The following is a 25548-nucleotide window of genomic DNA, read 5'->3' as shown; positions in this document are numbered from 1 at the left end:
GGTGACCGAGGAACCAACCGCCCCGGCGCCGGCCGTCCACCACGGTGGACGCTGGCGCCGCTGGCGGCGGGGCCGGCCGTTCACCGCCGGGCTGCTGATCGCGCTCGGCGGCATCGAGATGCTGGTGACCCTGCGGGCGCCGCTCGGGGTGCTGCTGCACGTCGGTCCACAAGGGCTGGCCGCGTACCTGGTGCCGGCCGTGCTGGTGATCTGCGGGGTGCTGCTGGTCGCCACCCCGCAGCAGCGCGTCTTCTACGCGCTGCTGTCGCTGCTGCTGGGGCTGGTCTCCTGGCTCACTTCCAACCTGGGTGGCTTCCTGGTCGGGATGCTCCTCGCCCTGGTCGGTGGGGCGCTCGCGTTCGCCTGGACACCGGACAAGACGTCCCCGGCCCGGGGCCCGGCGGCGCCGCCGGCGGAGACCCCGACGGGCGAGCCGGACCCGTCGGACGAGACCGGCCCCCGACACCGGGCGCCGGAACCCGGCGCCGAGCCCGTCCTCCCGACGCAACTCGACCCGGCGCGGGCCCGGGCGGGCACGCCCGAGGCGGCCTCGGGCGACCCACGCTGAGCAGGCGGAAGCCGGCCCCGCGGCCCCGACCGGCTCAGCGGGCGGTGTCCGCCACCGCCTGGGCGAAGACCTCCGACCGGTGCTCGAAGTTGCGGAACCGGCCGTAGCTCGGCGCGGCCGGGGAGAGCAGCACCACGCCTCCGGCCGGGGTGAGCTTCCGGGACAACGCCACCGCGTCGACCAGGTCGTCGGCGATCTCGGTACGCACCCCCGGCAGGCCGGCCAGCGCCTCGACGATGCGCGGGCCGCTGTCCGGAATGCCGATCACGGTCATCTCCCGCTCCGCCAGGTGCTCCCGCAGCGGCGCGTAGTCCAGCCCCCGGTCGGTGCCGCCGACGATCACGGTCAGCGGTCTGCCCTCGTACGCGTCGATCGCGTGCATGGCCGCGTACGGGCTGGTGGCCAGGGTGTCGTCGACGAAGGTGAGCCCGGACGGGTCGGGGATCTCGGTGAGCCGGTGAGCCAGCCCCTGGAACCCGGCGACCGCCACCGCGATGCTGTCCTTGCGGCCCGCCACGTCGACGCCGAGCGCGTCGAGCACCGCCAGCGCGACGCAGAGGTTGCCCTCGTTGTGGCGGCCCACCAGCGGCAGCACGGCCCGCGGAAAGAGCGGGGTGTCCCGCAGGTGGAACCAGGGTGCGCCGTCCGGGCCGACGGCCACGTGCGTGGTGTCCGGCGAACCGGCCCGCACCGCCGCCCGGTCCCCCAACTCCAGCGCCAGGCGCGGGTCGGCGCCGTTGACCACCACGGTGTGCGGGCCGTGCGCCAGCAGGTTCAACTTGTCCCGGTAGTACTCCCGTTCCCCGCCGTGCGCGTCCAGGTGCTCGGGGAAGAGCGCGGTCACCACGGCCACCCGGGGCGAGTCGGTCAGGTCGGCGCACTGGTAGCTGGAGAGCTCCAGCACGTACAGCTCGGCGTCGGGCAGGTCGAGCAGCGGCACCCCGATGTTGCCGCCGAAGACGTTCGGCCGGTCCATCGCGGTCAGCAGGTGGCTGATCAGGCTGGACGTGGTGCTCTTGCCCTTGCTGCCGGTGACGCCGACGGTCCGGTCCGCGTGGTCGGCCATCCAGAGCGCGCTGCCCTGGGTGACGACGACGGACCGGCGCCGCAGCTCCACCATCCACGGATGGGTGTTCGGCACGCCCGGCGAACGGACCACCACGTCGGCCGCGGCCAGCCGGGCGAAGCCCTCCTCTCCGGTGACCAGCGGCGCGGCCGCGGCCAGCGGGCCCTCCCAGGGCAGAGTGAGGAAGTTCGCGCTGTCGTCGACGGCCACCAGGCCGGCCGGGCCGTGCGCGGCGATCGCGGTCACCGCGGCCCGGCCCTCCCGGCCGGCACCCCAGACGGCGACATGTCGTCCGCGCAGATCAGACAGGCGCACAGGCACTCCTCGGGGTCGCGACGGCGGTCGGCAGGCATGGTCCGACGCAGCCGGACACGGCCGGACGAACCAGGGCCTAGTATGGCGTGTGCGCAACGAGCAGCTCCGGCGGATGGACGCCTTCACCTTCCCGTCCTACTCGATCGACTTCGGCACCGGCGAGGTGCTGTTCGACTACGCCCTGACCGGCCCCGACGGCGAGCAGCGGTTCACCGAGGCGATCACCCTCCCGCTGCCGGCCGAGCCGGTGACCGACGAGACCGCGGCCACCCTCAACCGGGTCCTCGAACTGCTGCACGTGGTCGCCGGGGTCAGCTACTACAAGGCCGCCGCGCCGCCCCGGCTGGTGCTGCCGGCGCCGCTGGGCGCGGCCGCCGTCGAGCTGGTCACCGCCGTCTACACCAAGGGACTCGCCGAGTACGCGTACCGCAACCAGCTCCCGCACGTGCTGGAGCTGCGCCCGGAGGTGCCGACCGGCTCGGTGCCGGCCGCCGCGCCGCTGGACAACTCCGACCGGCGTCCGCTGTCGGCGGTGGGCGGCGGCAAGGACTCCATCGTCACCCTGGAGGCGCTGCGCCGGGCCGGGTTCGACCCGGTGCCGTTCTCGGTCAACCCGAACCACGTCATCGTCTCGGTCAACGAGGCCTCCGACCTGGTGCCGCTGGCGGCCCGGCGGCGGATCGATCCGGTGCTGTTCGACCTCAACGCGGCCGGCGCGCGCAACGGGCACATCCCGGTCACCGCGATCAACTCGCTGATCGCGGTCGCCACCGCGGTGCTGCACGGCCTCGGGCCGGTGGTGATGTCCAACGAGCGCTCCGCGTCGGACCCGAACCTGATCTGGAACGGTCACGAGATCAACCACCAGTGGTCCAAGGGGGTCGAGGCGGAAGGGCTGCTGCGCGCCGCGCTGGCCGAGCACGCCGGGCTGACCGAGCCGTACTTCTCCCTGCTGCGGTCGCTCTCCGAGCTGCACATCGCTCGCCTCTTCGCCGAGATCGACCGGTACGACGCCGTGGTGACCAGCTGCAACGCCGCGTTCAAGCTGCGCGACCCGAGTGAGCGGTGGTGCCGGGACTGCCCGAAGTGCCGGTTCGTCTTCCTGGCCATGGCGCCGTTCATGACCCGGGAGCGGGTCACCCGGATCTTCGGCGGCGACCTGCTCGCCGACCCCACCCAGATCCCCGGCTACCGGGAACTGCTCGGCGTGGACGGGCACAAGCCGTTCGAGTGCGTCGGCGAGGTCGAGGAGTCCGTGGTGGCGCTGAGCCTGCTCGCCCAGCAGGAGCAGTGGCGGGACGCCCCGGTGGTCCGCGCCCTGGTCGACGCCCTCCCGGCCAGCGCCTGGGATGCCGCGGCCACCTCCGACGTCTTCACCCCCGCCGGCCCCAACCACGTCCCCGCCCCCTACGCCAAGGCCCTGACCGCCCTGACCTGACCGCGCGCCCCGCGCCCGGAGTCCGGCGTCCGGCACCCCGCGCCCTCAGGGGGTGCGGACGGCGTCCAGGGCCAGTAGGGCGACGTGGAGGGAGAGGCAGGCCTCCACCGAGTCGAGGTCGACGTCGAGGATGCGGCCGAGGCGCGCCAGCCGCTCGTAGAACGCCGGCCGGGACAGGTGCGCCGCCGCGGCCGCCGCCGACTTGTTGCGGCCCTGCTCCAGGTACGCCCGCAGGGTGCCGAGCAACTGCTCCCGCGGATGCTGGGCGTCGTACGCCAGCAGCGCGCCGAGTTCCCGCTCGACGAAGGTCTGCAGGCGCGGCTCGTCCCGCAGCAGGTGCAGCAGACCGGCCAGCCCGACGTGCGGCAGCCGGAAGATCGGCAGGTCCCGGCGGTCCCGGCGGGCGGTCTCGGCGATCTGCCGGGCCTCGGCCAGGGACCGCCCGGCCTCGCGCAGGCTGCTCACCCCCGAGCCCGCCGCGATGATCACCCCGGCCACCACCGGCCCCGGCTGGTGGGCCCGGGATCCGCCCTCGGCGACCCGAGCCCCCGGCACCCCGGCCCGCCCCGACTCGACCACCAGCGGCCGGGCGGCCCCTTCCGGCAGCCGCGTGGCGCGGGCCCCGGTGCCGTCGGGCCGGACGGCGCGAGCGTGGGACCCGTCGGATTGGGCGGCGTCAGCGTGAGGACCGTCGGGCTGGCCGGCGCGAGCCTGAGGACCTTCGAGCCGTGCGGCGTCGGCCGGAGAACCGTCGGGCCGGACGGCACGGGTCTTTGGACCGTCGGGCCGGACGGCACGGGTCTGAGAACCGTCGGGCCGGACGGCACGGGTCTGAGGGCCGTCGGGTCGGGTGGGGCCGGAGACCACGCGGTCGCCTGGCCGGATCCCCCGGGCGGCCGGCGGGCGGGCCGGGGCGGCGTCGAGGCGTACCCGACGCAGCGCGGTGGCGAAGGCGGCGAGCGCCTTCTCCTCGGCGGCCGGGTCGGGCAGCGCGAGCAGCACGCCCACCGCCTGGTCGTCCACCGCGCTGGTCAGGCCGGTCAGCCGGGCCTCGCGCAGCGCCTGACCGACGGCCTCCGACAGGTCGCGCAGCCGGGCCGGGCCGGACTCCACGGCGGGGTCCGCGGCCGACCCACCGGCGTCCGGGTCGTCGGCGCGGTGCCGGACCACCACGCCGACCAGGTGCCGCCGGTCGAGCGTGACGCCGAGGGCCTTGGCCCGCAGCGCGACCTCGTCCACCGGACGGGAGTGGTCGAGCAGCGCGGTGAGCAGGGTGCGGTGGATCTGCCGTTCCAGCCCTTCGGCGTCGCGCCGGATCAGCCGGCCCAGCGCCAGCGTCGAGGCGGCCCGCTCGACGAGGATGGTCAGCCGGGTCGGTGGCTCGGCGGCGGTCCGGACCGGGACCGCATCGGCGGGCTCGGCCCGGTCCGCAGGTCCCGCGTCCGGGTGGGCGGACCCGACCGAGCGGCCGGATTCCGCGGAGTGCCCGGCTCCGGCCATGTGGGCAGGTCCGGCCGAGTGCGCGGGTCCGGCCGAGTGCACGGGTCCGGCCGAGTGCACCGGTCCGGCCGAGTGGGCAGGTCCGGCCGGGTGGGCAGGTCCGGCCGAGTGCGCGGGCCCGGCCGAGTGGGCGGGGCCGGCCGAGTGGGCGGGCCCGGCCGAGTGCACGGGCCCGGCCGAGTGCACGGGCCCGGCCGAGTGCACGGGCCCGGCCGAGTGCACGGGCCCGGCCGGGTGGGCGGGCCCGGCGGCGTGGACGGGTTGGGTGGGGTCGGGACTGGCGTCGGGCGACCCGTCGGGCCCGGTGACGGCGGGACGCCGGGGCGCCGGTTCCGGGCGCTCCTCCTCGGCCGGGACGCGCGCCACGGTGCTGGTGGTCAGCTCACCGCCGGCCGGCCAGCGCAGCAGCAGCCGCCCCCAGTCCTGGCCCCGGGCGCCGACCGTGGTCACCAGCCACCCGCTGTCCGGGTCGTACGCGGTGCGCCCGGCCGGCCGGATCCGCCGGGAGTGCTGCTCCCAGCCCTCCAGCAGCAGTTCGGCGCTCTCCCCCGCCGGGTCGTACGCGAGCACCTGCCGGGACAGGTTCTCCAGCACCACCGGGCAGCCGGCCAGCTCGGCGGCCTGCCGGACCACCTCGGCCGGTTCGGCGCCCTCCACGGACAGCTCGGTGAACCGCTGGTGGATCTCCTCGGTGGCGCGCAACTCGGTGAGCTGAGCGTCCACGATCAGCGCGTGGACCGCCTCGGTGATCCGGACGAACGGGGTGGCCCGGCGCAGCTCGACCAGCGGCAGCCCGCGCCGCTCGGCGGCGGCGGCCATCACCCGGGGCACCCCGCTGACGTACCGGCGGCCCAACTCCACCACGAGGCCGGAGACCCCGACGTCGGCCAGGTCGCCGATGAACGCCCGCAGACCGGCGTCGTCGGCGGGCAGCCCGATGCCGGTGGTGAGCACCAGCTCCCCGCCGCCGAGCAAGGTGGCGATGTCCGGCACCTCGGCCACGTGCACCCAGCGCACCGGCTGGTCCAGCCCCGCGTCCCCGGCGACCAGACGCGGCGCCCCGTGGCGCACCGGCACCAGGGCGAGCACCTCACGGACGGTAGGGAACACGGGCGACACGCTACCCTGCGTCACCGCCGAACTCGAAGGACCGTCGGACCGGCCGGGGCGTCCGTCGGTGCGGCGCGCCGGTCGGTGCGGACCCGTAGCGGCTCCGGCCGACGTCGAGGCGAGCACGCGAGCACGCGAGTTGCGGCAAAGCGGCCCTTCGACGGCCGGGAAGGCACCGACATGCCGCAACCCGAGCCGATCACCGGGCAGCAGCCGCCACGCCCTGACCGACCCAACACCGATACGGACGCCGACCCCGACGCGCCGATCTCGCGCGAGCACCCGAAGTGCGGCAAAGCGGCCCTTCGACGGCCCGGAAGGCACCGACATGCCGCAACCCGAGCCGATCACCGGGCAGGGCAGGCCGGCCCGAGGATGAGGTCAGTCGACGCCGAACTCCATCGCGGCGCGGTCGAGTGCCGCGTCGTCGCCGGAGGAGACGCCCCGGGAGGCGATGGCTTCCGCGCCGCCCTCGGGCATGGCGCCGATCAGCCCGGTCGAGGCCGCCTGCGCGGCGCCGATCATCCGTTCCGGGTTCGCCCCGCCGACCATGCCGAGGGTGGCGTACTGCTCCAGCTTCGCCCGCGAGTCGGCGATGTCCAGGTTGCGCATGGTGAGCTGGCCGATCCGGTCCGACGGGCCGAACGCCGAGTCCTCGGTACGCTCCATCGACAGCTTGTCGGGGTGGTAGCTGAACGCCGGGCCGGTGGTGTCCAGGATCGAGTAGTCCTCGCCCCGGCGCAGTCGCAAGGTCACCTCGCCGGTGACCGCCGTGCCGACCCAGCGCTGCAGCGACTCGCGCAGCATCAGCGCCTGCGGGTCCAGCCAGCGCCCCTCGTACATCAGCCGGCCGAGGCGGCGGCCCTCGTTGTGGTAGTTCGCCAGGGTGTCCTCGTTGTGGATGGCGTTGACGAGCCGCTCGTACGCGGCGTGCAGCAGCGCCATGCCGGGCGCCTCGTAGATGCCCCGGCTCTTGGCCTCGATGATCCGGTTCTCGATCTGGTCGGACATGCCCAGGCCGTGCCGGCCGCCGATGGCGTTGGCCTCCAGCACCAGGTCGACCGCGCTGCCGAACTCCTTGCCGTTGATCGTCACCGGGCGGCCCTGGTCGAAGCCGATCGTGACGTCCTCGGTCGGGATCTCCACCGACGGGTCCCAGAACCGGACGCCCATGATCGGGTTGACCGTCTCGATGCCGGTGTCGAGGTGTTCGAGGGTCTTCGCCTCGTGCGTGGCGCCCCAGATGTTGGCGTCGGTGGAGTATGCCTTCTCGGTGCTGTCCCGGTACGGCAGGCCCCGCTCGAGGAGCCACTCCGACATCTCCTTGCGCCCGCCGAGTTCGGTGACGAAGGCGGTGTCGAGCCACGGCTTGTAGATGCGCAGCTGCGGGTTGGCCAGCAGGCCGTACCGGTAGAAACGCTCGATGTCGTTGCCCTTGAACGTCGAGCCGTCGCCCCAGATCTGGACGTCGTCGGCGATCATCGCCCGGACCAGCAGGGTGCCGGTGACGGCCCGGCCCAGCGGGGTGGTGTTGAAGTACGCCCGCCCGCCCGATCGGATGTGGAAGGCGCCGCAGGTCAGCGCCGCCAGGCCTTCCTCGACGAGGGCGGCTCGGCAGTCGACCAGTCGGGCGACCTCGGCGCCGTAGCTGAGCGCGCGGCCGGGCACGGAGCCGATGTCGGGCTCGTCGTACTGGCCGATGTCGGCGGTGTACGCGCAGGGAATGGCGCCCTTGTCGCGCATCCAGGCGACCGCGACCGAGGTGTCGAGGCCACCGGAGAAGGCGATGCCGACGCGTTCACCGATGGGCAGGGAGGTGAGAACCTTGGACACGGGGAAGATTATGCACCGCATCGCATGGTCATGCAAATGGATCGGGCGACGTGTCACCCGCCCGCGGACGGTGGATCGTCGCGGCCCAGCTCCCAGCAGGCCACCGCGGTCGCGGCGGCCACGTTGAGCGAGTCCACCCCGCGGCGCATCGGGATCACCACCCGGACGTCGCTGGCGTCCATCGCGGCCCGGGTCAGGCCGGCCCCTTCCGCGCCCATCAGCAGCGCGGCCCGGGCCCGTTGCGCCGCGTCCAGCCGCTGGATCGGCACCGCGTCCGGCGCGGGCGTCATCGCCAGCACGGTGAAACCGGCCGCCCGGACCTGGGCCAACGCGTCGGGCCAGGGGTCCAGCTTCGCGTACGGGATGGCGAAGACCTCGCCCATGCTGACCCGGACGCTGCGTCGGTAGAGCGGATCGGCGCAGGTCGGGGAGAGCAGCACGGCGTCCACCCCGAGCGCCGCCACGGCCCGGAAGATCGCGCCGAGGTTGGTGTGGTTGTTGACGTCCTCGATGATCACCACCCGCCGGGCGTCGGCGAGCACCGCGGCGGCCGACGGCAGCGGCTTGCGGTGGAACGAGGCGAGCACGCCCCGGTGCACGTGGAAGCCGGTGGCCCGCTGGAGCACCTCGGGGGTGGCCGCGTAGACCGGGGCGTCCCCGGTGTCCAGGTCGGCGAGCTGGTCCGCCCGCTTCGCGTCGACCAGGTACGACCGGGCCGGGTAGCCGGCCCGCAGCGCCCGCCGCAACACCAGCTCCCCCTCGGCGATGAACAGGCCGTGCGGCGGCTCCCACCTGGTGCGCAGCTCGACGTCGGTCAGCGCGCGGTAGTCGGCGATCCGGTCGTCGTCGGGGTCGGTGATCTCGTGGACGGGCACCGGACGATTCTGCCTGGTCCGCCCGGTCGGCCCGGCGCGGCCCGGGTTTCCGCCGACGTTGGCGGGGAACGGATCTCCGGAAAGCGGACGGCGACGAAGGGACCACCACGATGAACGCGGACCCCACCGGCGACGGCCGGCTGCCCCGGGACGCCACGGTCGCCGACTACATCGTGGCGCGGCTCGCCGAGTGGGGGGTGCACCGCTACTACGGCTATCCGGGCGACGGGATCAACGGGATGACCTCGGCGCTGCAACGCGCCGCCGGCCGGGCCCGGTTCATCCAGGTGCGCCACGAGGAGACCGCCGGCTTCGCCGCCTCCGCACACGTCAAGTACGGCGGCGGCCCGCTCGGCTGCGTGGTGGTGACCAGCGGCCCCGGTGCGATCCACGCGCTGAACGGCCTGTACGACGCCAAGCTCGACCACCAGCCCGTGGTGGCCCTGCTCGGGCACACCGCGCTGCCCGCCGAGGGCGGCGGCTACTACCAGGAGGTGGACCTGCTCGCCCTCTACAAGGACGTGGCATCGGCCTTCCTGGCCCAGCTCGACGACCCGTCGCAGGCGCGGCACCTGGTCGACCGGGCGTGCCGGACCGCCCTGGCCCGGCGTACGGTCACCGCCCTGGTGCTCCCCTCCGACGTGCAGGACGAGCCGGCCGTGCCGGAGCCGCCGCACGCGCACGGCTACTACCACACCAGCGCGGTGCCGAGCAGCACGCCGACCGTGCCGCCGGCCGAGGAGGTGCGCCGGGCCGCCGAGGTGCTGCGCGGCGGCAACAAGGTGGCGATGCTGGTCGGGCAGGGCGCCATCGGGGCCGAGTCCGAGGTACGCAAGGTCGCCGACCGGCTCGGCGCCGGGGTGGCCACCGCGCTGCTCGGCTTCACCGCCGTCGACCACCGGGAGCCCTGGGTGACCGGCGCGATCGGCCTGCTCGGCAGCCGCCCCAGTTGGCAGCTCATGCAGGAGTGCGACCGGCTGCTGATCGTGGGCAGCAACATGCCGTACTCGGAGTTCTATCCGCCGCAGGGGCGGGCCCGGGCGGTGCAGATCGACCTGGACGGCAGCCGGATGGGGCTGCGCTACCCAACCGAGGTGAACCTGACCGGGGACGCCGCGCCGACCCTGCGGGCGCTGCTGCGCGAGCTGGGCACCGGGGCGGCGCCCACCGCCTGGCGGGCCACCCTGGCCGACGCCACGTCGAAGTGGCGGCGGGCCCAACGGGAGCTGGCCGAGCAGTCGGCCGACCCGGTCAACCCGCAGCTACTCTTCGCCACCCTCGACGACGTGCTGCCCGACGACGCGATGCTCGCGGTGGACTGCGGCACCGCGACCGCCTGGTACGCCCGACACATCCGGGTCCGGCCGGGCATGCTGGCCAGCCTCTCCGGCACCCTGCTCTCCATGGGCGGGGCCATGCCGTACGCCATCGCCGCGAAGTTCGCCCACCCGGACCGCCCGCTGGTCGCGTTGATCGGCGACGGCGCGATGCAGATGAACGGGGTCAACGAGCTGATCACCGTGGCGAAGTACTGGCGGGAGTGGGCCGACCCGCGGTTCGTGGTGCTGGTGCTCAACAACCGGGAGCTGTCCTTCGTCAGCTGGGAGCAGCGCTCCGGCGAGGGGACGCCGATGTTCCCGGCCAGCCAGGACCTGCCGGACGTGGCGTACCACCGGTGGGCGGAGGTGCTGGGGCTCGACGGGGTGCTGGTCGACTCCCCCGACCAGGTGCCGGAGCTGTGGCACCGGGTGCTCCGCGCCGACCGGCCGGTGGTGATCAACGCGGTGGTCGATCCGGCGGAGCTGATGCTGCCGCCCCACTTCACCGCCGGGCAGGCCCGCAAGACGGCCGCCGCGATGCTGCGCGGGGACAGCGATCGCGCCGAGATCCTCCGGCGGGGGGTACCGTCCGTCATCGCCACGTACCGTCCCCGCCGCCGCGGCCGCTGACCGTCAGGTCCGCTCGTAGCGCAGCAGCACCGACCGGCCGTCGAAGGTCCGGGTCTCCACCAGCCGCAGGTCCAGGCGGTCCTTGTCCGGGAAGACCGGGGTGCCGCCGCCCAGCACGACCGGGTGCACGACCACCTGGTACTCGTCGATCAGTCCGAGCCGGGTCAGCGCCGCCGCCGCGCCCGAGCCGCCGGTGAGCAGCAACTCGCCGCCCGGCTGGTCCTTCAGCTCGGCGACCTCGGCGGCCAGGTCACGGCCGATCACCCGGGCGTCGTACTCGGCGCGGTCCAGGCTCCGGGAGATGACGATCTTGGGGGTACGCCGCCAGACCGGCGCGAACCGCAGGTCGTGCGGGTCCTGCGACAGCTCCTCCACCCGCGGCCAGTAGTACGACATCAGCTCCCACACCTTGCGGCCGTAGAGGAAGGCGTCGGCCCGGTCGGTCAGCTCGAAGGAGTACCCGGACAGCTCCGGCCCCATGACCGGCCAGTCGAACTCGCCGTTCGGCCCCTCGATGAAGCCGTCGACCGACTGGTGCACCCAGTAGACGAGCTTGCGCATGGTGTCCTCCTGCTCGGTGGGCGCCCGGCGGGCGCGCTCATCGGTGGGTCGGAGCCGGCCGACCCGATCCGACACCCCGGCCCGAACTTTTCCAGAAGATTTGCCCGCACCCACTACGGTCCGGCCCGTGACCCGCCCCGTGATGATCGCCCTGATCGGCGTCGACGGCTCCGGCAAGAGCACCCAGGCCAAGGCCCTGGCCCGGCGGTTGACCGCCGCCGGCGTGCCGGCCCGGTACTTCGAGAACGCCGGTGGCCGGCCGCTGTGGAACCGGCTGGCCCGGGCGGTCGGCCGGCCGGACGGGATGGCGCTGTTCGGTCGTACCCGCTATCCGGTGCTGGAGGCGACGGTGCGGGCGCTGGCGATGGCGCGCACCGTGCTGGTGACCCGGCTCACCGGGCGCACGGCCGTGCTGGACCGGTGGACCTGGTGTCAGGAGGTCGTCATGGCGGCGCGCGGCGACCGAGGGCGGCGGGCCGTCCGGGCCGCGTACGCGATCTTCCCCCGCCCGACGGTGGTCTGCTTCCTCGCCACCGCACCGGAGGTCGCGCAGCGCCGGGTGGCGGCCCGGGGCATCGACACCGAGGAACTGGCCCACCTGCGGGCGCTGGACCGCGCCTACCGGAGCCTGCCCGAGTTCGGCTCCTTCGTGGTGCTCGACGGCGATCCCGACCCGGACGAGGTGGCCCGCGCGCTCGACCGCGCGGTGTCCCCCCTGCTGCCCCGCTGACCCGGCCCCGCCACGCGCGGTCCGGCCGCTGCCCGGGAGCGGTCAGCCGCGGCCGCGGCCCTGGAGCCAGCGCAGCAGGTCCGAGGGGAGGTTGTCCCGATCCTGCCGGCGCTCGTCGTCGGGCGTCGGGGTGTCGCGGGGCTGCGGCCGGCGCGGCTCGCCGGCCAGCGCGCGGCTGGGCGCGGTGAAGTCCCGCACCGGCTTGCCCGCCACCGCCGTCCTGATCACCCGGGCCACCCCGTCGATGACCTTGGCCTGCACGGCCGAGCCGACCAGGTCGGTCGAGTCGTCCGGGTTGGCGGCGATCCCGGCGACCGCCACCTGCGGGGTGAACCCGACGAACGTCTCGGTGGCGTTCTGCTCGGAGCTACCCGTCTTGCCGGCCACCGGCCGGCCGACGATCCGGTCCACCGAGGTCGCCGTGCCGCCGTTGCACTGCCCGTACGCCGACTGCTGGCCGACCGGGCAGCGGGCCGCGTCGGTGGCGGCCCGGGCCACGTCGGTGTCCAGCACCTTCCTGCAGGACGGCTGACCGACGTCCACCTTCTCGCCGTTGGCCGTGGTCACCGACACCACCGGCAGCGGGGTGCAGTAGGTGCCCTCGGCCGCCACGGTGGCGTACGCGTTGGCCAGGTCCAGCGGGGTGGTGGCGGCCACGCCCAGGGTGAAGGCGCCCCAGTTCTCCGCGTCGTCCTTGGCGAAGGCGGCGTCGGAGTCGGCCCGGAAGGTGATGCCGAGCCGCTGGGCCATCTCCACCACCTTGTCCTCTCCGACCTGCTCGGCGAGCCAGACGAAGTAGGTGTTCACCGAGCGGCCGAAGCCGTCCCACATCATCCGGTAGCCGTCCATCCACGCCGGGTTGGCGTTGGCCGGGCACCACTTGCCGTCGCAGTTGCCCTCGTCGTCCGAGGCGTACCGGGTGGGCAGCTTGGCCGGGGCGTCGAAGCCGGTGGCCAGCGGCTTGCCGGCCTCCAGCGCGGCGAGCATGGTGAACAGCTTGAACGTCGAGCCGGCCTGGTAGCCGTGCACGCTGGCGCCGCCGGAGATCAGCGGGTTGACCGTGTTCGGGTGGTTGGCCTGCCCGGCCGGGTTGTCGGCCAGGCTGTAGTGCCGGTTGACGGCCATGGCCAGCACCCGGCCGGTGCCCGGCTCGACCGCGGCGATCGGCAGGGCCCGCTTGTTGTCGTACCCGTAGACCTTCGTGGCCTGCTGCTGCGCGGTCTGCTGGATCTTCGGGTCGAGCGTGCTGACCACGGTGTAGCCGCCGCGGCGCAGCGCCTGCTCGCGCTCCTCGACGGTGTGGCCGAAGGCCGGCTGGCCGAGCCACCAGCGGCGCAGGTAGTCGCAGAAGAAACCCCAGTCGTCGTGGCCCCGGGCGACCGCGGTGCAGCCGCTGGGCTGCGGGGTCGGGTGCAGGGTCACCGGCGTGGCCTTGGCCGCGGCGGCCTGCTGCGCGGTGATCGCCCCGGTCTCGGCCATCGAGTCCAGCACGTACGTCCGCCGGGCCACGGCCTGGTCCTTGTCCCCGTCGATCGGGCTGTACTCGTCGGGCGACTGCACCAGGCCGGCGAGCAGGGCGGCCTCGCCGAGGGTCAGGTCGGCCGGCGCCTTGCCGAAGTAGCGCTGGCTGGCCGCGGCGACGCCGTACGCCCCGGAGCCGAAGTAGGCGATGTTCAGGTAGCGGTTGAGGATCTCGTCCTTGCTGAGCGTCTTCTCCAGCGCGTTCGCGTACCGGATCTCCTGGAGCTTGCGCCCGACGGTCTGCTCGGTGGCGGCCCGCCGCTCCTCGGCCGTGCGGGACGGGTCGGTCTTGAGCACGTTACGGACGTACTGCATGGTCAGCGTGGAGCCGCCCTGTTCCGTGCCGCCGCCCTTGACGTTGGCGACCAGGGCCCGGACGATGCCGCGCGGGTCGGCGCCGCCGTGCGAGTAGAAGCGCCGGTCCTCGGCCGCGATGATCGCCTGCCGCATCACCGGCGCGATCTCGGCCAGCGGCACGTCGCTGCGGTTCACGTCGTAGAACGTGGTGATCAGGGTCTTGCCGTCGTTGGCGTAGAGGTACGACCGCTGCGGCTGCGTGGGGGTGCGCAGCGCGTCGGGCAACTCCGCGTACGCGCCCAGGGCGGCCTTGGCGGCGAACCCGCCCAGCAGGCTGCCGGGCAGGCCGGCGACCGCGAGGGCAAGCCCGGCCAGCAGGCCGGCGAGGAGCACGGTGAAGAGCCGCGACAGCGGCGACCGGGGTGACGGCATGCACCCCAGGATTACCGCGAAAGCCGCCAAGCGGCCAGTTCGCCAGCCAACTGTCAGTTACCTCACGGTGACCTCGCAGCTTGTTCCGGCCGGCGCCGCGGGCCCGGGTCAGCTCGGCAACGGACCGTTGGGGGGTGGGGCGGGGGTGGCGGCCACGCTGGCGGCCACCGCGTCGCGGGCGATGACGGCCGGCACCAGGCGGCCCGAACGGTAGCCGATGCCGATCCCGGCGATCAGCACGAAGATCGCGCCGAACGTCTGCAGCGAGCCGATCAGCGCGCCGCCCAGGCCGAGCAGCGGCGCGGCGATCATCAGCATCACCCCGTCACCCATGCTGAACAGCCCGGAGCGGGCCACCGACCAGCCGGTGAGCAACCAGCCCAGGCTGTACCAGGTGGCCCCGAACAGCACGATGTGGCGCGCCGTGGTGCCGAAGACCGGCGCCTGCTCGGCCAGCCCGGCGAAGGGCAGCATCAGCACCATCCCGCCGATGCTGGCGAGCAGACCCACCAGCGCGACCCGCCGGCAGCGGGTGGCGGCGAGCAGGCCGGTGAGGGCCAGCAGCGCGAGCAGCCCGAGCCAGACCGCGGCCACCCAGCCCACCAGGTAGACGGGCCGGCCGTCGGCCGGGTACGGGTCGTTGCCCACCCCGCCGTCGCTGGCCATCGCCACCAGGCCGTAGAGGATCGCGTACGCGGGCAGCAGCCAGACCGCCGCCCGGGCGAACCGGCGGACCGACCAGGCCCAGCTGGCGTCGGTGGCCGGCGCTGCCGGTCCGGGCTCGGAGACGAACGGCAGCACCCGGAACCCGCCTCCGGCGCGCCGGGTGCCCACCGGCCCGGCGGGGTCGTGCGCGCCGGGCACCGGGGTCCTGGAGAACAGCCTGTTCGCCGGATCCTTCATGCGACACCTCGCTCCGCCTCCGGGAGGCGCGGGGCACACGACGGCGCCCCGGCCCCGCCACCACCGGTCCTCAGACCGATCGTGGCAGGCGCCGGGGCGCCGTATGAGTGATTCTCGGATTTGCCGGCGGGCGCCGATCAGCCCCGTTCGCGCTGGTCGGTCGGGTCGTTGAGCAGGCTCTGCGGAGAGACCGGCTCGGGAGCCGGCAGCCCCTGCGGGGCGTTGCCCCCGGTGGCCTGCGCCTCGGCGACGCGTACCTCGTTGTGGATCTCCTGGGCGGCGGTGGCCGCCGCCCGCGCGGCCTCGGCGGCCTCCCGCTCGACCTCGCCGGCGCTCTTGGTGGCCTCCGGCGACGGCACGTCGCCGACCATGTTGGCCAGGCCACCCAGCGCGCCACCCATGCCCTCCAGGGCCTTGGTCAGCTCGGTCGGGACGATCCAGACCTTGTTGGCGGTGCCGTTGGCGATCTGCGGCAGCGCCTGCAGGTACTGGTAGGCGAGCACCTTCTGGCTGGGGTTGGCCTGGTGGATCGCGTCGAAGACGGTACGGATCGCCTTCGCCTGGCCCTCCGCCTGGAGGATCCGGGCCTGCCGGTCACCGTCGGCGCGCAGCACGGCGGCCTGCTTCTCACCCTCGGCGGTGAGGATCTGCGACTGCTTGTGCCCCTCGGCGTTGAGGATCGCCGCCCGGCGGTCCCGCTCGGCGCGCATCTGCTTCTCCATCGAGTCGCGGATGCTCGGCGGCGGCTCGATCGCCTTGATCTCGACCCGGGTCACCTTGATGCCCCACCGGCCGGTGGTCTCGTCCAGGACGCCCGACAGGTGCCGGTTGATCTCCTCGCGGCTGGTCAGCGCCCGCTCCAGGTCCAGCGAGCCGATCACGTTACGCAGGGTGGTGACGGTGAGCTGCTCGATGGCCTGCAGGAAGTTCGAGATCTCGTAGGTGGCACGGACCGAGTCGACCACCTTGAAGTAGAGCACCGTGTCGATCGACACGACCAGGTTGTCGGAGGTGATCACCGGCTGCGGCGGGAAGCTGACCACCTGCTCGCGCATGTCGACCTTGGTCCGCACCGCGTCGATGTACGGCACCAGCAGGTTGAGCCCCGGGTTCAGCGTGCGCTTGTACTTGCCCAGCCGCTCCACCACGTCCTGCCGCTGCTGCGGCACGATGCGCACGGCCTTGACGAGCGTGACCACGACGATCACGGCGATGGCGATCAAGACGATCGCTGCAAATTCCATATCTTCACCTTTCCCCTTCGGGCAACCCGCCCGGGGTGGAGATCTCGTCCTGCCAGACCAGGGCGGTCGCGCCCTGGACCTTTATCACCTGCACCCGCTCGCCCGGCGCGTAGCTGCGCGTCGCGTCGTACGACCGGGCGGTCCACAGCTCACCGTCGATCTTGATGAACCCCCGCTCGGCGTCCACCGTCTCCAGCACCACCGCGCTGGAGCCCTCGATCGCCTCGATGCCGAACGGCTGGTCGCCGCTCTCCAGCGCCGGCATGGCGTGCCGTTTGATCACCGGCCGCACCAGGAACAGCGACAGCGCGGAGACCACCGCGAAGACCAGAGCCTGGAGCGCGACCGGGGCGCCGAGCGCCGCGGCCCCGGCGGCGGCGAACGCCCCGGCCCCGAACATGATCAGAAAGAGCGTCGTCGTAAAGATCTCGGCGACCGCCAGCAGCACACCCAGCACGATCCAGAACACGGCGTCCACCCACCGATCGTGACACGTCGACGCACCTGTCATCGAACTGTCATGATCACGTGGTCCCGGTGAACGGCGCCGGAGCGACGAGGAGGACGACATGGCCCTGCTGCCCGAGACCGCCCGACAGGTCGACCTGCTGGTCGCCCGGGCCCAGGCGGAGGGGCGCGGCCCCTCCCTCGCCCTCGGGGTGGTCCGGGACGGCGCCCTGGCGCACGTGGCGCTCGCCGGCGAACAGCCCCGCCCCGACGCGGACCTGCAGTACCGGATCGGCTCGATCAGCAAGACCATGACCGCGGTGCTGGTGATGCAGCAGCGCGACGCCGGCCGCCTCGCCCTGGACGACCCGCTCGAGAAGCACCTGCCCGGCACCCCGGTCGGCGCCCTCACCCTGCGCCAGCTGCTCGGGCACGCCAGCGGCCTCCAGCGGGAACCGGACGGGCAGTGGTGGGAACGGGCCGCCGGCAGCGACCTGGCCACCCTGGTCGCCGGGCTCACCCCGGCGAAGATCGCCCACCCGCCGCACCGCGTCTACCACTACTCGAACCTGGCGTACGGGCTGCTCGGCGGGGTGCTGGAGCGGATCACCGGCACCCCCTGGGCGGACCTGCTCCGCGACCGGCTGCTCGAACCGCTGGCCATGCGGCGCACCACCTACCACCCCACCGAGCCCTACGCCCGGGGCTACGTGGTGCACCCCTGGCACGAGACGCTGCGCGAGGAGCCGCGCACCGACACGGGGGCCATGGCGCCGGCCGGCCAGCTCTGGTCGACGGTCGAGGACCTGGCCCGCTGGGCGGCTTTCCTGGCCGACCCGGCCCCGGACGTGCTCGCCCCGGCAACGCTGGCCGAGATGTGCGCGCCCGTGGTGATCAGCGACCTGGACTCCTGGACCGGCGGGCACGGCCTCGGCGTGGAGCTCTACCGGGTCGGCGACCGGGTGTACCTGGGCCACGGCGGCTCCATGCCCGGGTACGTCGCCGGCCTGGCCGTGCACCGGCCGACCCGCACCGCCGTGGTCGACTTCGCCAACTCGTACGGCCTGCGCGCCGGGCACCACATCGTCGGGCTGGCCCGCGAGGTCCTCACCCTGGTGCTGGACGCCGAGCCGGCCGCCCCCGCGCCGTGGCGCCCGGCGCAGGCCCCGCCCGCCGCCCTGGCCGAGCTGACCGGTCGCTGGTGGTGGATGGGCAGCGAGTACGAGTTCCGCATCGACCCGGCCGGCGAACTGGTCGGCGGCCCGGTCGGCCGGCCGCTGCTGCGCTTCACCCCGGAGGGCCCGGACCGCTGGCGGGGCCGATCCGGCTCCCAGGACGGCGAGATCCTCACCGTCGTCCGCGACGACTCCGGCGCCCCGGCCGCCCTGGACATCGCCACCTTCGTCTTCACCAGAGACCCCGACCAGGAACCCTGACCGCCCGGAGCCGGGCACGGTCGCCCCGGCCCTCAGCCGCAACCACTCACGCAGGCGACGTCACAAAGTCGATCATCCGCTCCACCGCGTTGATCAGCGGCGTCTCCACGTCCGCGAAGCTGTTCACCCGGGACAGGATGTGCCGCCACAGGTCCGCCGGCTCGGCCACCCCGAGAGCCGCGCAGACCCCCTCCTTCCAGGGCCGCCCCGGCGGCACCACGGGCCAGGCCCGGATGCCCAGCGCCGCCGGCTTCACCGCCTGCCACACGTCCACGTACGGGTGCCCGGTGACCAGCACGTACGGCGAGGTGACCTGCGCCACGATCCGGCTCTCCTTCGAGCCGGGCACCAGGTGGTCGACGAGCACGCCGAGCCGGCGGCCGGGCCCGGGCGCGAAGGCGCGCACCTCGGCGGCGAGCGCGTCGATGCCGTCCAGGGGCTCCACCACCACGCCCTCGACGCGCAGATCGTCGCCCCAGATCCGTTCGACCAGCGCGGCGTCGTGCACGCCCTCGACCCAGATCCGGCTGGCCCGGGCGACCTGCGCCGGAACGTTGTCGACCGCGATCGAGCCGGAGGCGGTACGCCGCCGCGCGGCGGGCACCGGGGCGCGTGCCGGCCGGCGCAGCGTCACCGGCCGGCCGTCGAGCAGGAACGCGGCGGGCAGCAGCGGGAAGTTGCGCCGCCGGCCGTGCCGGTCCTCCAGCACCACCGCGCCGGACTCGAAGCCGACCACCGCGCCGCAGAACCCGGACTCGGCGTCCTCGACCACGAGGTCGAGCTCGGCGTCCACCTCCGGGGTGACCTTGCGCCGCCGCCAGCCGCCCGCCAGCACGTCTCCGTCGTATCGCCCCGCCATGTCGATCACGCTAGCCAGCGCGCCGGCGTGTCGCCCGGCGACGCGCCGACCAGGCGTTCCGCGCCGGACACAGAAAGGGGCGAAGGGGGTAGTCAGGGGCAGGTCACGCCACCGGAGCGGCAGCCGAGACAGCGACGGCGGCGAGCACGTACCCTTTCGGCATGTCCCTCCCCGCAACGGGCGCGGCCACACTGGCTCCGCGCCGGTCGAGCCGGTTCGTCGCCTGGGTGCGTGCCTGGCGTGCCGGCCTGGTGCCGTTCGACGAGGTCGCCGACGAGATCGCCGGCGACGAGGAGCACCTGGTCGCCGACGCGCCCGGCACCTGGACCGACGTCTCCCTCCGCGAGGCGCTACCCAGCCTGGCCAAGCTCTCCCCGGACGAGATCCGCCTGGTGCTGCCCGCCCCGGGCGACCCCCGCGGGCTGCCCGGCCCGGGCGACTTCGCCGGCGCCGCGCTGCTCGCCGGTGAGGCGGTGGTGGCCAGCGGGCTGGGCCTGGTCCCGGAGGTGCGCAGCCACACCTCGGGCTCCGGCATGACCTGGGAAACCGTGCTCTGGCGGGTCTTCCCGCTGCCGGCGGACGCGCCCCGGGCGTCGCTCGCCGTGCCGGGCGCCGCCGAGGCGGAGGCCGAACTGGCCGCCGTGCTGGCCGAGACCACCGCGGCCCTCACCCGGCTGGACGTGGCCCAGTGGCGGCCCGAACTGGCCGGCGCCCTGGCCGCGCTGCGCCGCCCGGACGGCATCACCGACCTGCCGCCCGGGTTCGACCCGCGGGCCCGGCGGCTCTTCGCCCGCGCCGCGGTGCTGGACCGGGTGCTCGCCCTGGCCGGGGAGAGCGCACCGGGCGGGGCGGTGAACACCTACGAGGCGCAGCAGCGGGACGCGGCGCTGCGCCCGTTGACCACCGCCTGCCGGCAGGCCCTGGTGGCCGCCTGCAACGCCCCGCTGCGCCCCTGACCGCGGCGGCGGCTACAGCTCGTCGATCAGGTCGGCCACCGACTCGACGATCCGGGACGGCCGGTACGGGTACCGCTCCGCCTCGGCCCGCGAGCTGATCCCGGTCAGCACCAGGATCGTCTCCAACCCGGCCTCCAGGCCACAGAGGATGTCGGTGTCCATCCGGTCGCCGATCATGGCGGTGGACTCGGAGTGCGCGTCGATGGTGTTCAACGCCGAGCGCATCATCATCGGGTTCGGCTTGCCGACGAAGTACGGCTCCACCCCGGTCGCCTTGGAGATCATGGCGGCGACCGAGCCGGCGGCCGGCAGGGCGCCCTCGACCGACGGGCCGGTGACATCCGGGTTGGTGCAGATGAACCGGGCACCGTCGTTGATCAGGCGGATCGCCTTGGTGATCGCCTCGAAGCTGTAGGTGCGGGTCTCCCCCAGCACCACGTAGTCCGGCGCGAAGTCGCTGAGCACGTAGCCGACCGCGTGCAGCGCCGTGGTCAGGCCGGCCTCGCCGATCACGTACGCGGTGCCGCCCGGCCGCTGGTCGGCGAGGAACTTGGCGGTGGCCAGGGCCGACGACCAGATCGCCTCCTCCGGCACGTCCAGCCCCATCCGGCCCAGCCGCGCCCGCAGGTCACGGGGCGTGTAGATGGAGTTGTTGGTCAGCACCAGGAAGGGCTTGCCGGAGCCGCGCAGCTTCTTGACGAACTCGGGCGCGCCGGGCACCGGCTGCCCCTCGTGCACCAGTACGCCGTCCATGTCGGTGAGCCAGCTCTGCACCGGCTTGCGCTCATGCATGTGTCGTCCCCATGGGATCTCGGTAGTCGGTCGGGTTCAGGGACGGCGGGCCGGGGGCACGCAGCACGGCGTCGGGCAGGTGTCCCACATCGGCAGCTCGCCGAGCCGGCGCCGCAGCCGCTCGCCGTCCGGGGTGGTGCGCTCGAGCACCAGCTCCCGGACCATCGCGACGAACCGCGGGTCGGTGCCCGGCGTGCCGGCCCGGACGAAGTCCAGGCCGAGCTGCTTGGCCGTCTCGAGCGCCTCGGTGTCCAGGTCCCAGACCACCTCGAGGTGGTCCGAGACGAACCCGATCGGGCTGACCACCACGGCGGTGACGCCCTGCTCGGCCAGGGTGGCCAGGTGATCGTTGATGTCCGGCTCCAGCCACGGCACCTGCGGCGGCCCGGAGCGGCTCTGCCAGACCAGGTCGTACGGCAGGTCCGGGGCGGCCGCCGCGTGCACCAGCCGGGCGGTCTCCGCGAGCTGCGCGGTGTACCGGCCGCCCTGCGGGCCGGCGGTGGCCGCCATCGAGGTGGGCACGGAGTGCGCGGTGAAGACCACCCGGGTGGTGTCCCGCTGGGCCGGGTCGAGCTGCGCGAGCGCGGCGCGTACCGCGTCGGCGTGCGGTTCGACGAAGCCGGGGTGGTCCCAGAACTGGCGGAGCTTCTCGATCACCGGGGCGTCCGGGCCCACGGCGGCCCGCGCCGCGGCGATGTCCTCCTGGTACTGCCGGCAGGAGGAGTAGCCGCCGTAGGCGCTGGTGACGAAGGCCAGCGCCCGCCGCACCCCGTCGTCACGCATCCGGGCCACGGTGTCGGCGAGCATCGGGTCCCAGTTCCGGTTGCCCCAGTAGACCGGCAGGTCCACGCCGTGCTCGGCGAAGTCGGCGCGGATGGCCGCGAGCAGGTCGCGGCACTGCTGGTTGATCGGGGACACCCCGCCGAAGTGCAGGTAGTGCTGGACGACCTCGGCGAGCCGCTCCGGGGGCACGCCCCGTCCCCGGGTCACGTTCTGCAGGAACGGCTCCACGTCCTCGGGCCGCTCCGGCCCGCCGAAGGAGACCAGCACCAACGCGTCGTACGCCATGGGTCCATTCTCCCCCGAGGCCCGGGCCGGCCCGGCGATGGCCCCCGGGATTCGGGTGTGACCCGGGGCCCTTCCGCAACCGGAGAGGTCGCGGAGGGCCCCCGGCTCACCCCTCAGGCGCCGATGGCGTGGTAGCCGCCGTCGACGTGCACGATCTCGCCGGTGGTGGCGGGGAACCAGTCGGAAAGCAGCGCGAGGCAGGCCCGGGCCGCCGGCTCCTGGTCGGTGAGGCTCCAGCCGAGCGGGGCGCGCTCGGCCCAGGCGGTCTCGAACTGATCGAAGCCGGGGATCGACTTGGCGGCGATGGTACGCAGCGGGCCGGCGGCGACCAGGTTGCTGCGGATGCCCTGCTTGCCCAGGTGCAGCGCCAGGTAGCGGGAGGCGGACTCCAGCCCGGCCTTGGCCACGCCCATCCAGTCGTAGACCGGCCAGGCCTTGGTGGCGTCGAAGGTGAGCCCGACCACCGCGCCGCCCGCCGACATCAGCGGCAGCGCCGCCATGGCCAGGGACTTGTACGAGTAGGTGGAGACCTGCAGGGCGGTCGCCACGTCCTCCCAGGGGGCGTCCAGGAAGCCGCCGCCCAGGCAGCTCTGCGGGGCGAAGCCGATCGAGTGCACCACCCCGTCGAGGCCGTCGACGTGCTCGCGGACCTTGTCGGCGAGGCCGGCCAGGTGCTCGGTGCTGGTGACATCCAGCTCGATCACCGGGGCCGGTTCGGGCAGCCGCTTGGCGATCCGCTCGACCAGCGAGAGCCGGCCGTAGCCGGTGAGCACGACCTGGGCGCCGTTCTCCTGGGCCAGCTTCGCGACCGAGAAGGCGATCGAGGCGTCGGTGATGACGCCGGTGACGAGCAGCCGCTTACCGGCCAGCAGTCCGGACATTGCCAGTTCCTCCGTGCTCTCTCTCAGTGACCCATGCCCAGGCCGCCGTCGACCGGGATGACGGCGCCGGAGACGTAGCCGGCCGCGTCCGAGGCGAGCCAGGTGACCACGGCGGCGACCTCGTCGGCGCTGGCCATCCGGCCCGCCGGGATCGACTTGCGGATCTCCGCCTTGCGCTCCTCGGGCAGCCCGGCGGTCATGTCGGTGTCGATGAAGCCGGGCGCCACCACGTTCGCGGTGATGTTGCGGCTGCCCAGCTCGCGGGTGATCGAGCGGGCCACGCCGACCAGGCCGGCCTTGCTGGCCGCGTAGTTGACCTGTCCGGCGCCGCCGGAGAGGCCGACCACCGAGGAGACGAAGATCATCCGGCCCCACCTGGCCCGGAGCATCTTCGTCGAGGCCCGCTTGGCGCAGCGGAACGCGCCGGTCAGGTTGGTGTCCAGCACCCGGGTGAACTGCTCCTCGGACATCCGCATGATCAGCGTGTCGTCGGTAATGCCCGCGTTGGCGACCAGCACCTCCACCGGACCCAGTTCGGCCTCGATGGCGGCGAAGGCGGCGTCGACCGACTCGGCGTCGGTCACGTCACAGCGCACGCCGAACAGCCCCTCGGGAGCGTCGCCGCTGCGGTGGGTCACCGCCACCCGGTCACCCTGCTTGGCGAAGGCCTGCGCGATGGCCAGGCCGATGCCCCGGTTTCCGCCGGTCACCAGCACGGTACGGGCCACGGTTCCCCCTCTGGTCTGCTGATCTCTCGGTCGCTGGCGAGCCTAGGGGTTACCGATAGGTAATCGCTAACCGCGGGTCATACCCAGGTAGGGGTGACCGGGTCAGTCCTGGGTGGCACGACGGGCGCGGGCCGCCGCACTAGCCTGCGGGAGATGGACACCAGCCCCGTCCGCGCCGGCCTGGCGGCGCTGCGCCGCGTCTGGGCCGGACCGGACTACCCGCCGGCCCGGCCGTCGCTGCGCCGCTGGCCCCGGCTCGCCGCCGCCGGCCCGCCGGTCGCGCTGCTGGCGCTGCTCGGGTTCACCCTGATCACCGCGCAGTTCCTGCTCGACGAGCGGAAGCTGCCGACGGCCACCGCCTGGCTGCTCGCGGCGCTCACCGTCGCGCCGCTGCCGATCCTGCTGGCCCGGCCGTTGTGGGCCTGGCGGATCATGTTCCTCGGGCAACTCCTCGGCACGCTGAACCGGCCGCCGACGGAGGACTGGCCGTGGAGCCCCAGCCAGGTCCTGGTCATCCTCGCCGTGCTGGTCGTGGTGGCCATCCGGGTCGACCGGGCGGTGCTGGCCTGGCTCGGGCTGTTCAGCCTCCTCCCGATCTGGATCTTCGTGCCGCGGTCCAACCAGGGCGGCGTCATCCTGCTGTTCGTGGTGGTGCTGGTCCTCGGTGACCTGGTGCGGCGCAACGTGCACACCCGGCGGGCGCTGGCCGAGCAGGCCGAACGGAGCGAGCTGGAGCAGGCCCGACGGGCGGTGCTGGAGGAGCGCACCCGGATCGCCCGCGAGATGCACGACGTCGTCGCACACCACATGTCGATGATCGCCGTGCAGGCGGAGACCGCCCCGTACCGGGTCGGCCCGGTGCCCGAGGCCGCGCGGACCGAGTTCCTCGACATCGCCGGCTCGGCCCGCGAGGCGCTGACCGAGCTGCGCCGGCTGCTCGGGGTGCTGCGCAGCGACGCCGACCCGGCGGCCACGGCGCCGCAGCCCGGCATGGCGGACGTGCCGGACCTGGTGGCGGCGGCGGAACGCGCCGGGATGGCGGTCCGGCTGGACGGCACACCGCCGGACACGCCGGACGCGGTCGGGCTGGCCGCGTACCGGATCGTGCAGGAGGCCCTGGCGAACGCGGCACGACACGCGCCCGGTGCGGCGGTGACCGTCCGGCTGCGGGAGCACGACGGGGTGCTGGCGATCGCGGTACGCGACACCGGCGGGCCGCCGGCGCCGGCGCAGCCGACCAGCGGGCACGGGCTGACCGGCATGCGGGAACGGGCCCGCCTGCTGGGCGGTACGTTCAGCGCCGGCGGGACCGCCGACGGGTTCGCCGTCACCGCCGAACTGCCGCTGGAAACGGAGGACCCGACGCGATGATCCGGGTGCTGATCGCCGACGACCAGGCGATGGTCCGGCAGGGGTTCGGCGCGCTGCTGGCCGCCCAGCCCGACCTGCTCGTGGTCGGCGACGCCGCGGACGGCGCGGCGGCGGTCGAGGCGTCCCGCCGGCTCGACCCGGACGTGGTGCTGATGGACGTCCGGATGCCGGTGCTGGACGGGCTCGCGGCGACCCGGCAACTGCTCGGCGACCGCCGCACCGACCGTCCCCGGGTGCTCATCCTGACCACGTTCGACCTGGACGACTACGTGTACGAGGCGCTGCGCGCCGGCGCCAGCGGCTTCCTGCTCAAGGACGCGCCCGCCGCCGACCTGGTGCAGGCGGTACGGGTGGTGGCCGCCGGTGACGCGCTGCTCGCCCCGGCGGTGACCCGCCGGCTGATCGCCGAGTTCGCGGCCCGGCCGGCGCACCGCCGTCCCCGCCCGACCGACCTGGCCGCGCTCACCCCCCGCGAGACGGACGTGCTGCGGCTGATCGCCCGGGGCCGCTCGAACACCGAGATCGCCGCCGACCTGGTGGTCGCCGAGCAGACGGTCAAGACCCACGTCGGGCGGATCCTGGCCAAGCTCCAGCTCCGCGACCGCGCCCAGGCGGTGGTCGTCGCGTACGAGACGGGTCTGGTCGCCGCCGGCGAGTAGCTCCCGGGT

At 74.1% G+C, this 25548-nt stretch carries 22 protein-coding genes; 8 read left to right on the top strand and 14 right to left on the bottom strand.

Annotated features, from left to right (window positions below):
* The first annotated feature begins 1 nt into the window (after nucleotide 1).
* Nucleotides 2-568: a DUF6114 domain-containing protein gene (locus tag AB0I11_RS14885; protein WP_357319331.1), complete on the top strand. Its 567-nt coding sequence runs from the start codon at nucleotides 2-4 to the stop codon at nucleotides 566-568.
* A gap of 34 nt (nucleotides 569-602) precedes the next feature.
* Here AB0I11_RS14885 and murD read toward each other — a convergent pair whose 3' ends face one another.
* Nucleotides 603-1949, bottom strand: a complete 1347-nt coding sequence (gene murD, locus AB0I11_RS14880) for a UDP-N-acetylmuramoyl-L-alanine--D-glutamate ligase (protein WP_357319328.1) — start codon at nucleotides 1947-1949, stop codon at nucleotides 603-605.
* Nucleotides 1950-2037: 88 nt separating this feature from the next.
* Here murD and AB0I11_RS14875 point away from each other — a divergent pair, with 88 nt between their 5' ends.
* Nucleotides 2038-3387, top strand: a complete 1350-nt coding sequence (locus tag AB0I11_RS14875; protein ID WP_357319325.1) for a hypothetical protein — start codon at nucleotides 2038-2040, stop codon at nucleotides 3385-3387.
* Nucleotides 3388-3432: 45 nt separating this feature from the next.
* On the opposite strand, the gene AB0I11_RS14870 is transcribed toward AB0I11_RS14875, so the two are convergent.
* From AB0I11_RS14870 to AB0I11_RS14860, 3 genes are all read right to left on the bottom strand, one after another.
* Nucleotides 3433-5997 carry a PucR family transcriptional regulator ligand-binding domain-containing protein gene (locus AB0I11_RS14870; protein ID WP_357319322.1) on the bottom strand — a complete coding sequence of 855 codons (2565 nt, stop codon included), beginning with the start codon at nucleotides 5995-5997 and terminating at the stop codon, nucleotides 3433-3435.
* A 381-nt stretch (nucleotides 5998-6378) separates the two neighbouring features.
* Nucleotides 6379-7830 carry an argininosuccinate synthase gene (gene argG / locus AB0I11_RS14865; RefSeq protein ID WP_357319318.1) on the bottom strand — a complete coding sequence of 484 codons (1452 nt, stop codon included), beginning with the start codon at nucleotides 7828-7830 and terminating at the stop codon, nucleotides 6379-6381.
* A 53-nt stretch (nucleotides 7831-7883) separates the two neighbouring features.
* Entirely contained in the window at nucleotides 7884-8705 is an 822-nt protein-coding gene (locus tag AB0I11_RS14860) for an RNA methyltransferase (RefSeq protein ID WP_357319315.1), read from the bottom strand.
* 110 nt (nucleotides 8706-8815) lie between these two features.
* On the opposite strand from AB0I11_RS14860, the gene AB0I11_RS14855 reads away from it, so the two are divergent.
* Complete coding sequence (locus AB0I11_RS14855; protein WP_357319312.1) at nucleotides 8816-10654, top strand: thiamine pyrophosphate-requiring protein; 1839 nt, start codon at nucleotides 8816-8818, stop codon at nucleotides 10652-10654.
* A gap of 3 nt (nucleotides 10655-10657) precedes the next feature.
* On the opposite strand, the gene AB0I11_RS14850 is transcribed toward AB0I11_RS14855, so the two are convergent.
* Nucleotides 10658-11215, bottom strand: a complete 558-nt coding sequence (locus AB0I11_RS14850) for a dihydrofolate reductase family protein (RefSeq protein WP_357319309.1) — start codon at nucleotides 11213-11215, stop codon at nucleotides 10658-10660.
* Nucleotides 11216-11342: 127 nt separating this feature from the next.
* Between AB0I11_RS14850 and AB0I11_RS14845 the strand changes: the two genes are divergently transcribed.
* Nucleotides 11343-11945 carry a thymidylate kinase gene (locus AB0I11_RS14845; RefSeq protein WP_357319306.1) on the top strand — a complete coding sequence of 201 codons (603 nt, stop codon included), beginning with the start codon at nucleotides 11343-11345 and terminating at the stop codon, nucleotides 11943-11945.
* A 42-nt stretch (nucleotides 11946-11987) separates the two neighbouring features.
* Here the strand turns inward: AB0I11_RS14845 and AB0I11_RS14840 are convergent, their stop codons facing one another.
* The 4 genes from AB0I11_RS14840 to AB0I11_RS14825 form a co-directional block, all read right to left on the bottom strand.
* Nucleotides 11988-14195 (bottom strand): transglycosylase domain-containing protein, encoded by a 2208-nt coding sequence (locus AB0I11_RS14840; RefSeq protein ID WP_357319303.1) that lies wholly within the window; start codon nucleotides 14193-14195, stop codon nucleotides 11988-11990.
* 108 nt (nucleotides 14196-14303) lie between these two features.
* The gene (locus AB0I11_RS14835; protein WP_357319300.1) at nucleotides 14304-15098 is read right to left on the bottom strand and encodes a hypothetical protein; all 795 of its coding nucleotides are present in this window, start codon (nucleotides 15096-15098) and stop codon (nucleotides 14304-14306) included.
* Nucleotides 15099-15235: 137 nt separating this feature from the next.
* Entirely contained in the window at nucleotides 15236-16342 is a 1107-nt protein-coding gene (locus tag AB0I11_RS14830; protein ID WP_357319297.1) for an SPFH domain-containing protein, read from the bottom strand.
* A 4-nt stretch (nucleotides 16343-16346) separates the two neighbouring features.
* On the bottom strand, nucleotides 16347-16820 hold the full coding sequence (locus AB0I11_RS14825) for an NfeD family protein (protein ID WP_357319294.1): 474 nt from the start codon (nucleotides 16818-16820) through the stop codon (nucleotides 16347-16349).
* A gap of 91 nt (nucleotides 16821-16911) precedes the next feature.
* Between AB0I11_RS14825 and AB0I11_RS14820 the strand changes: the two genes are divergently transcribed.
* Complete coding sequence (locus AB0I11_RS14820; RefSeq protein WP_357319291.1) at nucleotides 16912-18225, top strand: serine hydrolase domain-containing protein; 1314 nt, start codon at nucleotides 16912-16914, stop codon at nucleotides 18223-18225.
* Between the two features lie 46 nt (nucleotides 18226-18271).
* Here the strand turns inward: AB0I11_RS14820 and AB0I11_RS14815 are convergent, their stop codons facing one another.
* Nucleotides 18272-19084, bottom strand: coding sequence for a DUF3097 domain-containing protein (locus AB0I11_RS14815; protein WP_357319288.1), 813 nt, complete (start codon nucleotides 19082-19084; stop codon nucleotides 18272-18274).
* A gap of 161 nt (nucleotides 19085-19245) precedes the next feature.
* Here AB0I11_RS14815 and AB0I11_RS14810 point away from each other — a divergent pair, with 161 nt between their 5' ends.
* The gene (locus AB0I11_RS14810) at nucleotides 19246-20040 is read left to right on the top strand and encodes a hypothetical protein (RefSeq protein WP_357319285.1); all 795 of its coding nucleotides are present in this window, start codon (nucleotides 19246-19248) and stop codon (nucleotides 20038-20040) included.
* A gap of 12 nt (nucleotides 20041-20052) precedes the next feature.
* Here the strand turns inward: AB0I11_RS14810 and AB0I11_RS14805 are convergent, their stop codons facing one another.
* The 4 genes from AB0I11_RS14805 to fabG all read right to left on the bottom strand — a co-directional run bounded on the left by AB0I11_RS14805 (nucleotide 20053) and on the right by fabG (nucleotide 23509).
* The gene (locus AB0I11_RS14805; RefSeq protein ID WP_357319282.1) at nucleotides 20053-20832 is read right to left on the bottom strand and encodes an HAD-IIA family hydrolase; all 780 of its coding nucleotides are present in this window, start codon (nucleotides 20830-20832) and stop codon (nucleotides 20053-20055) included.
* Nucleotides 20833-20868: 36 nt separating this feature from the next.
* The gene (locus tag AB0I11_RS14800) at nucleotides 20869-21900 is read right to left on the bottom strand and encodes a ferrochelatase (protein WP_357319279.1); all 1032 of its coding nucleotides are present in this window, start codon (nucleotides 21898-21900) and stop codon (nucleotides 20869-20871) included.
* Between the two features lie 113 nt (nucleotides 21901-22013).
* Entirely contained in the window at nucleotides 22014-22781 is a 768-nt protein-coding gene (fabI, locus tag AB0I11_RS14795) for an enoyl-ACP reductase FabI (RefSeq protein ID WP_357319276.1), read from the bottom strand.
* Between the two features lie 23 nt (nucleotides 22782-22804).
* Nucleotides 22805-23509, bottom strand: coding sequence for a 3-oxoacyl-ACP reductase FabG (gene fabG, locus AB0I11_RS14790; protein ID WP_046570982.1), 705 nt, complete (start codon nucleotides 23507-23509; stop codon nucleotides 22805-22807).
* Between the two features lie 153 nt (nucleotides 23510-23662).
* Here fabG and AB0I11_RS14785 point away from each other — a divergent pair, with 153 nt between their 5' ends.
* Together AB0I11_RS14785 and AB0I11_RS14780 are read left to right on the top strand one after the other, a co-directional pair.
* A complete protein-coding gene (locus tag AB0I11_RS14785) occupies nucleotides 23663-24880 on the top strand; it encodes a sensor histidine kinase (RefSeq protein WP_357319274.1) in 1218 nt (405 codons plus the stop codon).
* Complete coding sequence (locus AB0I11_RS14780) at nucleotides 24877-25539, top strand: response regulator transcription factor (protein ID WP_357319271.1); 663 nt, start codon at nucleotides 24877-24879, stop codon at nucleotides 25537-25539. Before AB0I11_RS14785 ends, AB0I11_RS14780 begins: the two co-directional genes overlap by 4 nt.
* Nucleotides 25540-25548: the final 9 nt, after the last annotated feature.

Source organism: Micromonospora sp. NPDC050495 (genome assembly GCF_040655175.1).
Classification (GTDB): domain Bacteria; phylum Actinomycetota; class Actinomycetes; order Mycobacteriales; family Micromonosporaceae; genus Micromonospora.
This window is presented reverse-complemented; position numbering and strand designations above follow the sequence as displayed.

Excerpts from the sequence above, each read along its gene's own strand:
- AB0I11_RS14850 (WP_357319309.1), bottom strand. The coding sequence starts at position 11,215 with ATGCGCAAGCTCGTCTACTGGGTGCACCAGTCGGTCGACGGCTTCATC.
- AB0I11_RS14805 (WP_357319282.1), bottom strand. The coding sequence starts at position 20,832 with ATGCATGAGCGCAAGCCGGTGCAGAGCTGGCTCACCGACATGGACGGC.
- AB0I11_RS14830 (WP_357319297.1), bottom strand. The coding sequence starts at position 16,342 with ATGGAATTTGCAGCGATCGTCTTGATCGCCATCGCCGTGATCGTCGTG.
- AB0I11_RS14820 (WP_357319291.1), top strand. The coding sequence starts at position 16,912 with ATGGCCCTGCTGCCCGAGACCGCCCGACAGGTCGACCTGCTGGTCGCC.
- fabI (WP_357319276.1), bottom strand. The coding sequence starts at position 22,781 with ATGTCCGGACTGCTGGCCGGTAAGCGGCTGCTCGTCACCGGCGTCATC.
- AB0I11_RS14780 (WP_357319271.1), top strand. The coding sequence starts at position 24,877 with ATGATCCGGGTGCTGATCGCCGACGACCAGGCGATGGTCCGGCAGGGG.
- AB0I11_RS14810 (WP_357319285.1), top strand. The coding sequence starts at position 19,246 with ATGTCCCTCCCCGCAACGGGCGCGGCCACACTGGCTCCGCGCCGGTCG.
- AB0I11_RS14800 (WP_357319279.1), bottom strand. The coding sequence starts at position 21,900 with ATGGCGTACGACGCGTTGGTGCTGGTCTCCTTCGGCGGGCCGGAGCGG.
- AB0I11_RS14785 (WP_357319274.1), top strand. The coding sequence starts at position 23,663 with ATGGACACCAGCCCCGTCCGCGCCGGCCTGGCGGCGCTGCGCCGCGTC.
- AB0I11_RS14840 (WP_357319303.1), bottom strand. The coding sequence starts at position 14,195 with ATGCCGTCACCCCGGTCGCCGCTGTCGCGGCTCTTCACCGTGCTCCTC.
- AB0I11_RS14835 (WP_357319300.1), bottom strand. The coding sequence starts at position 15,098 with ATGAAGGATCCGGCGAACAGGCTGTTCTCCAGGACCCCGGTGCCCGGC.
- AB0I11_RS14855 (WP_357319312.1), top strand. The coding sequence starts at position 8,816 with ATGAACGCGGACCCCACCGGCGACGGCCGGCTGCCCCGGGACGCCACG.
- AB0I11_RS14815 (WP_357319288.1), bottom strand. The coding sequence starts at position 19,084 with ATGGCGGGGCGATACGACGGAGACGTGCTGGCGGGCGGCTGGCGGCGG.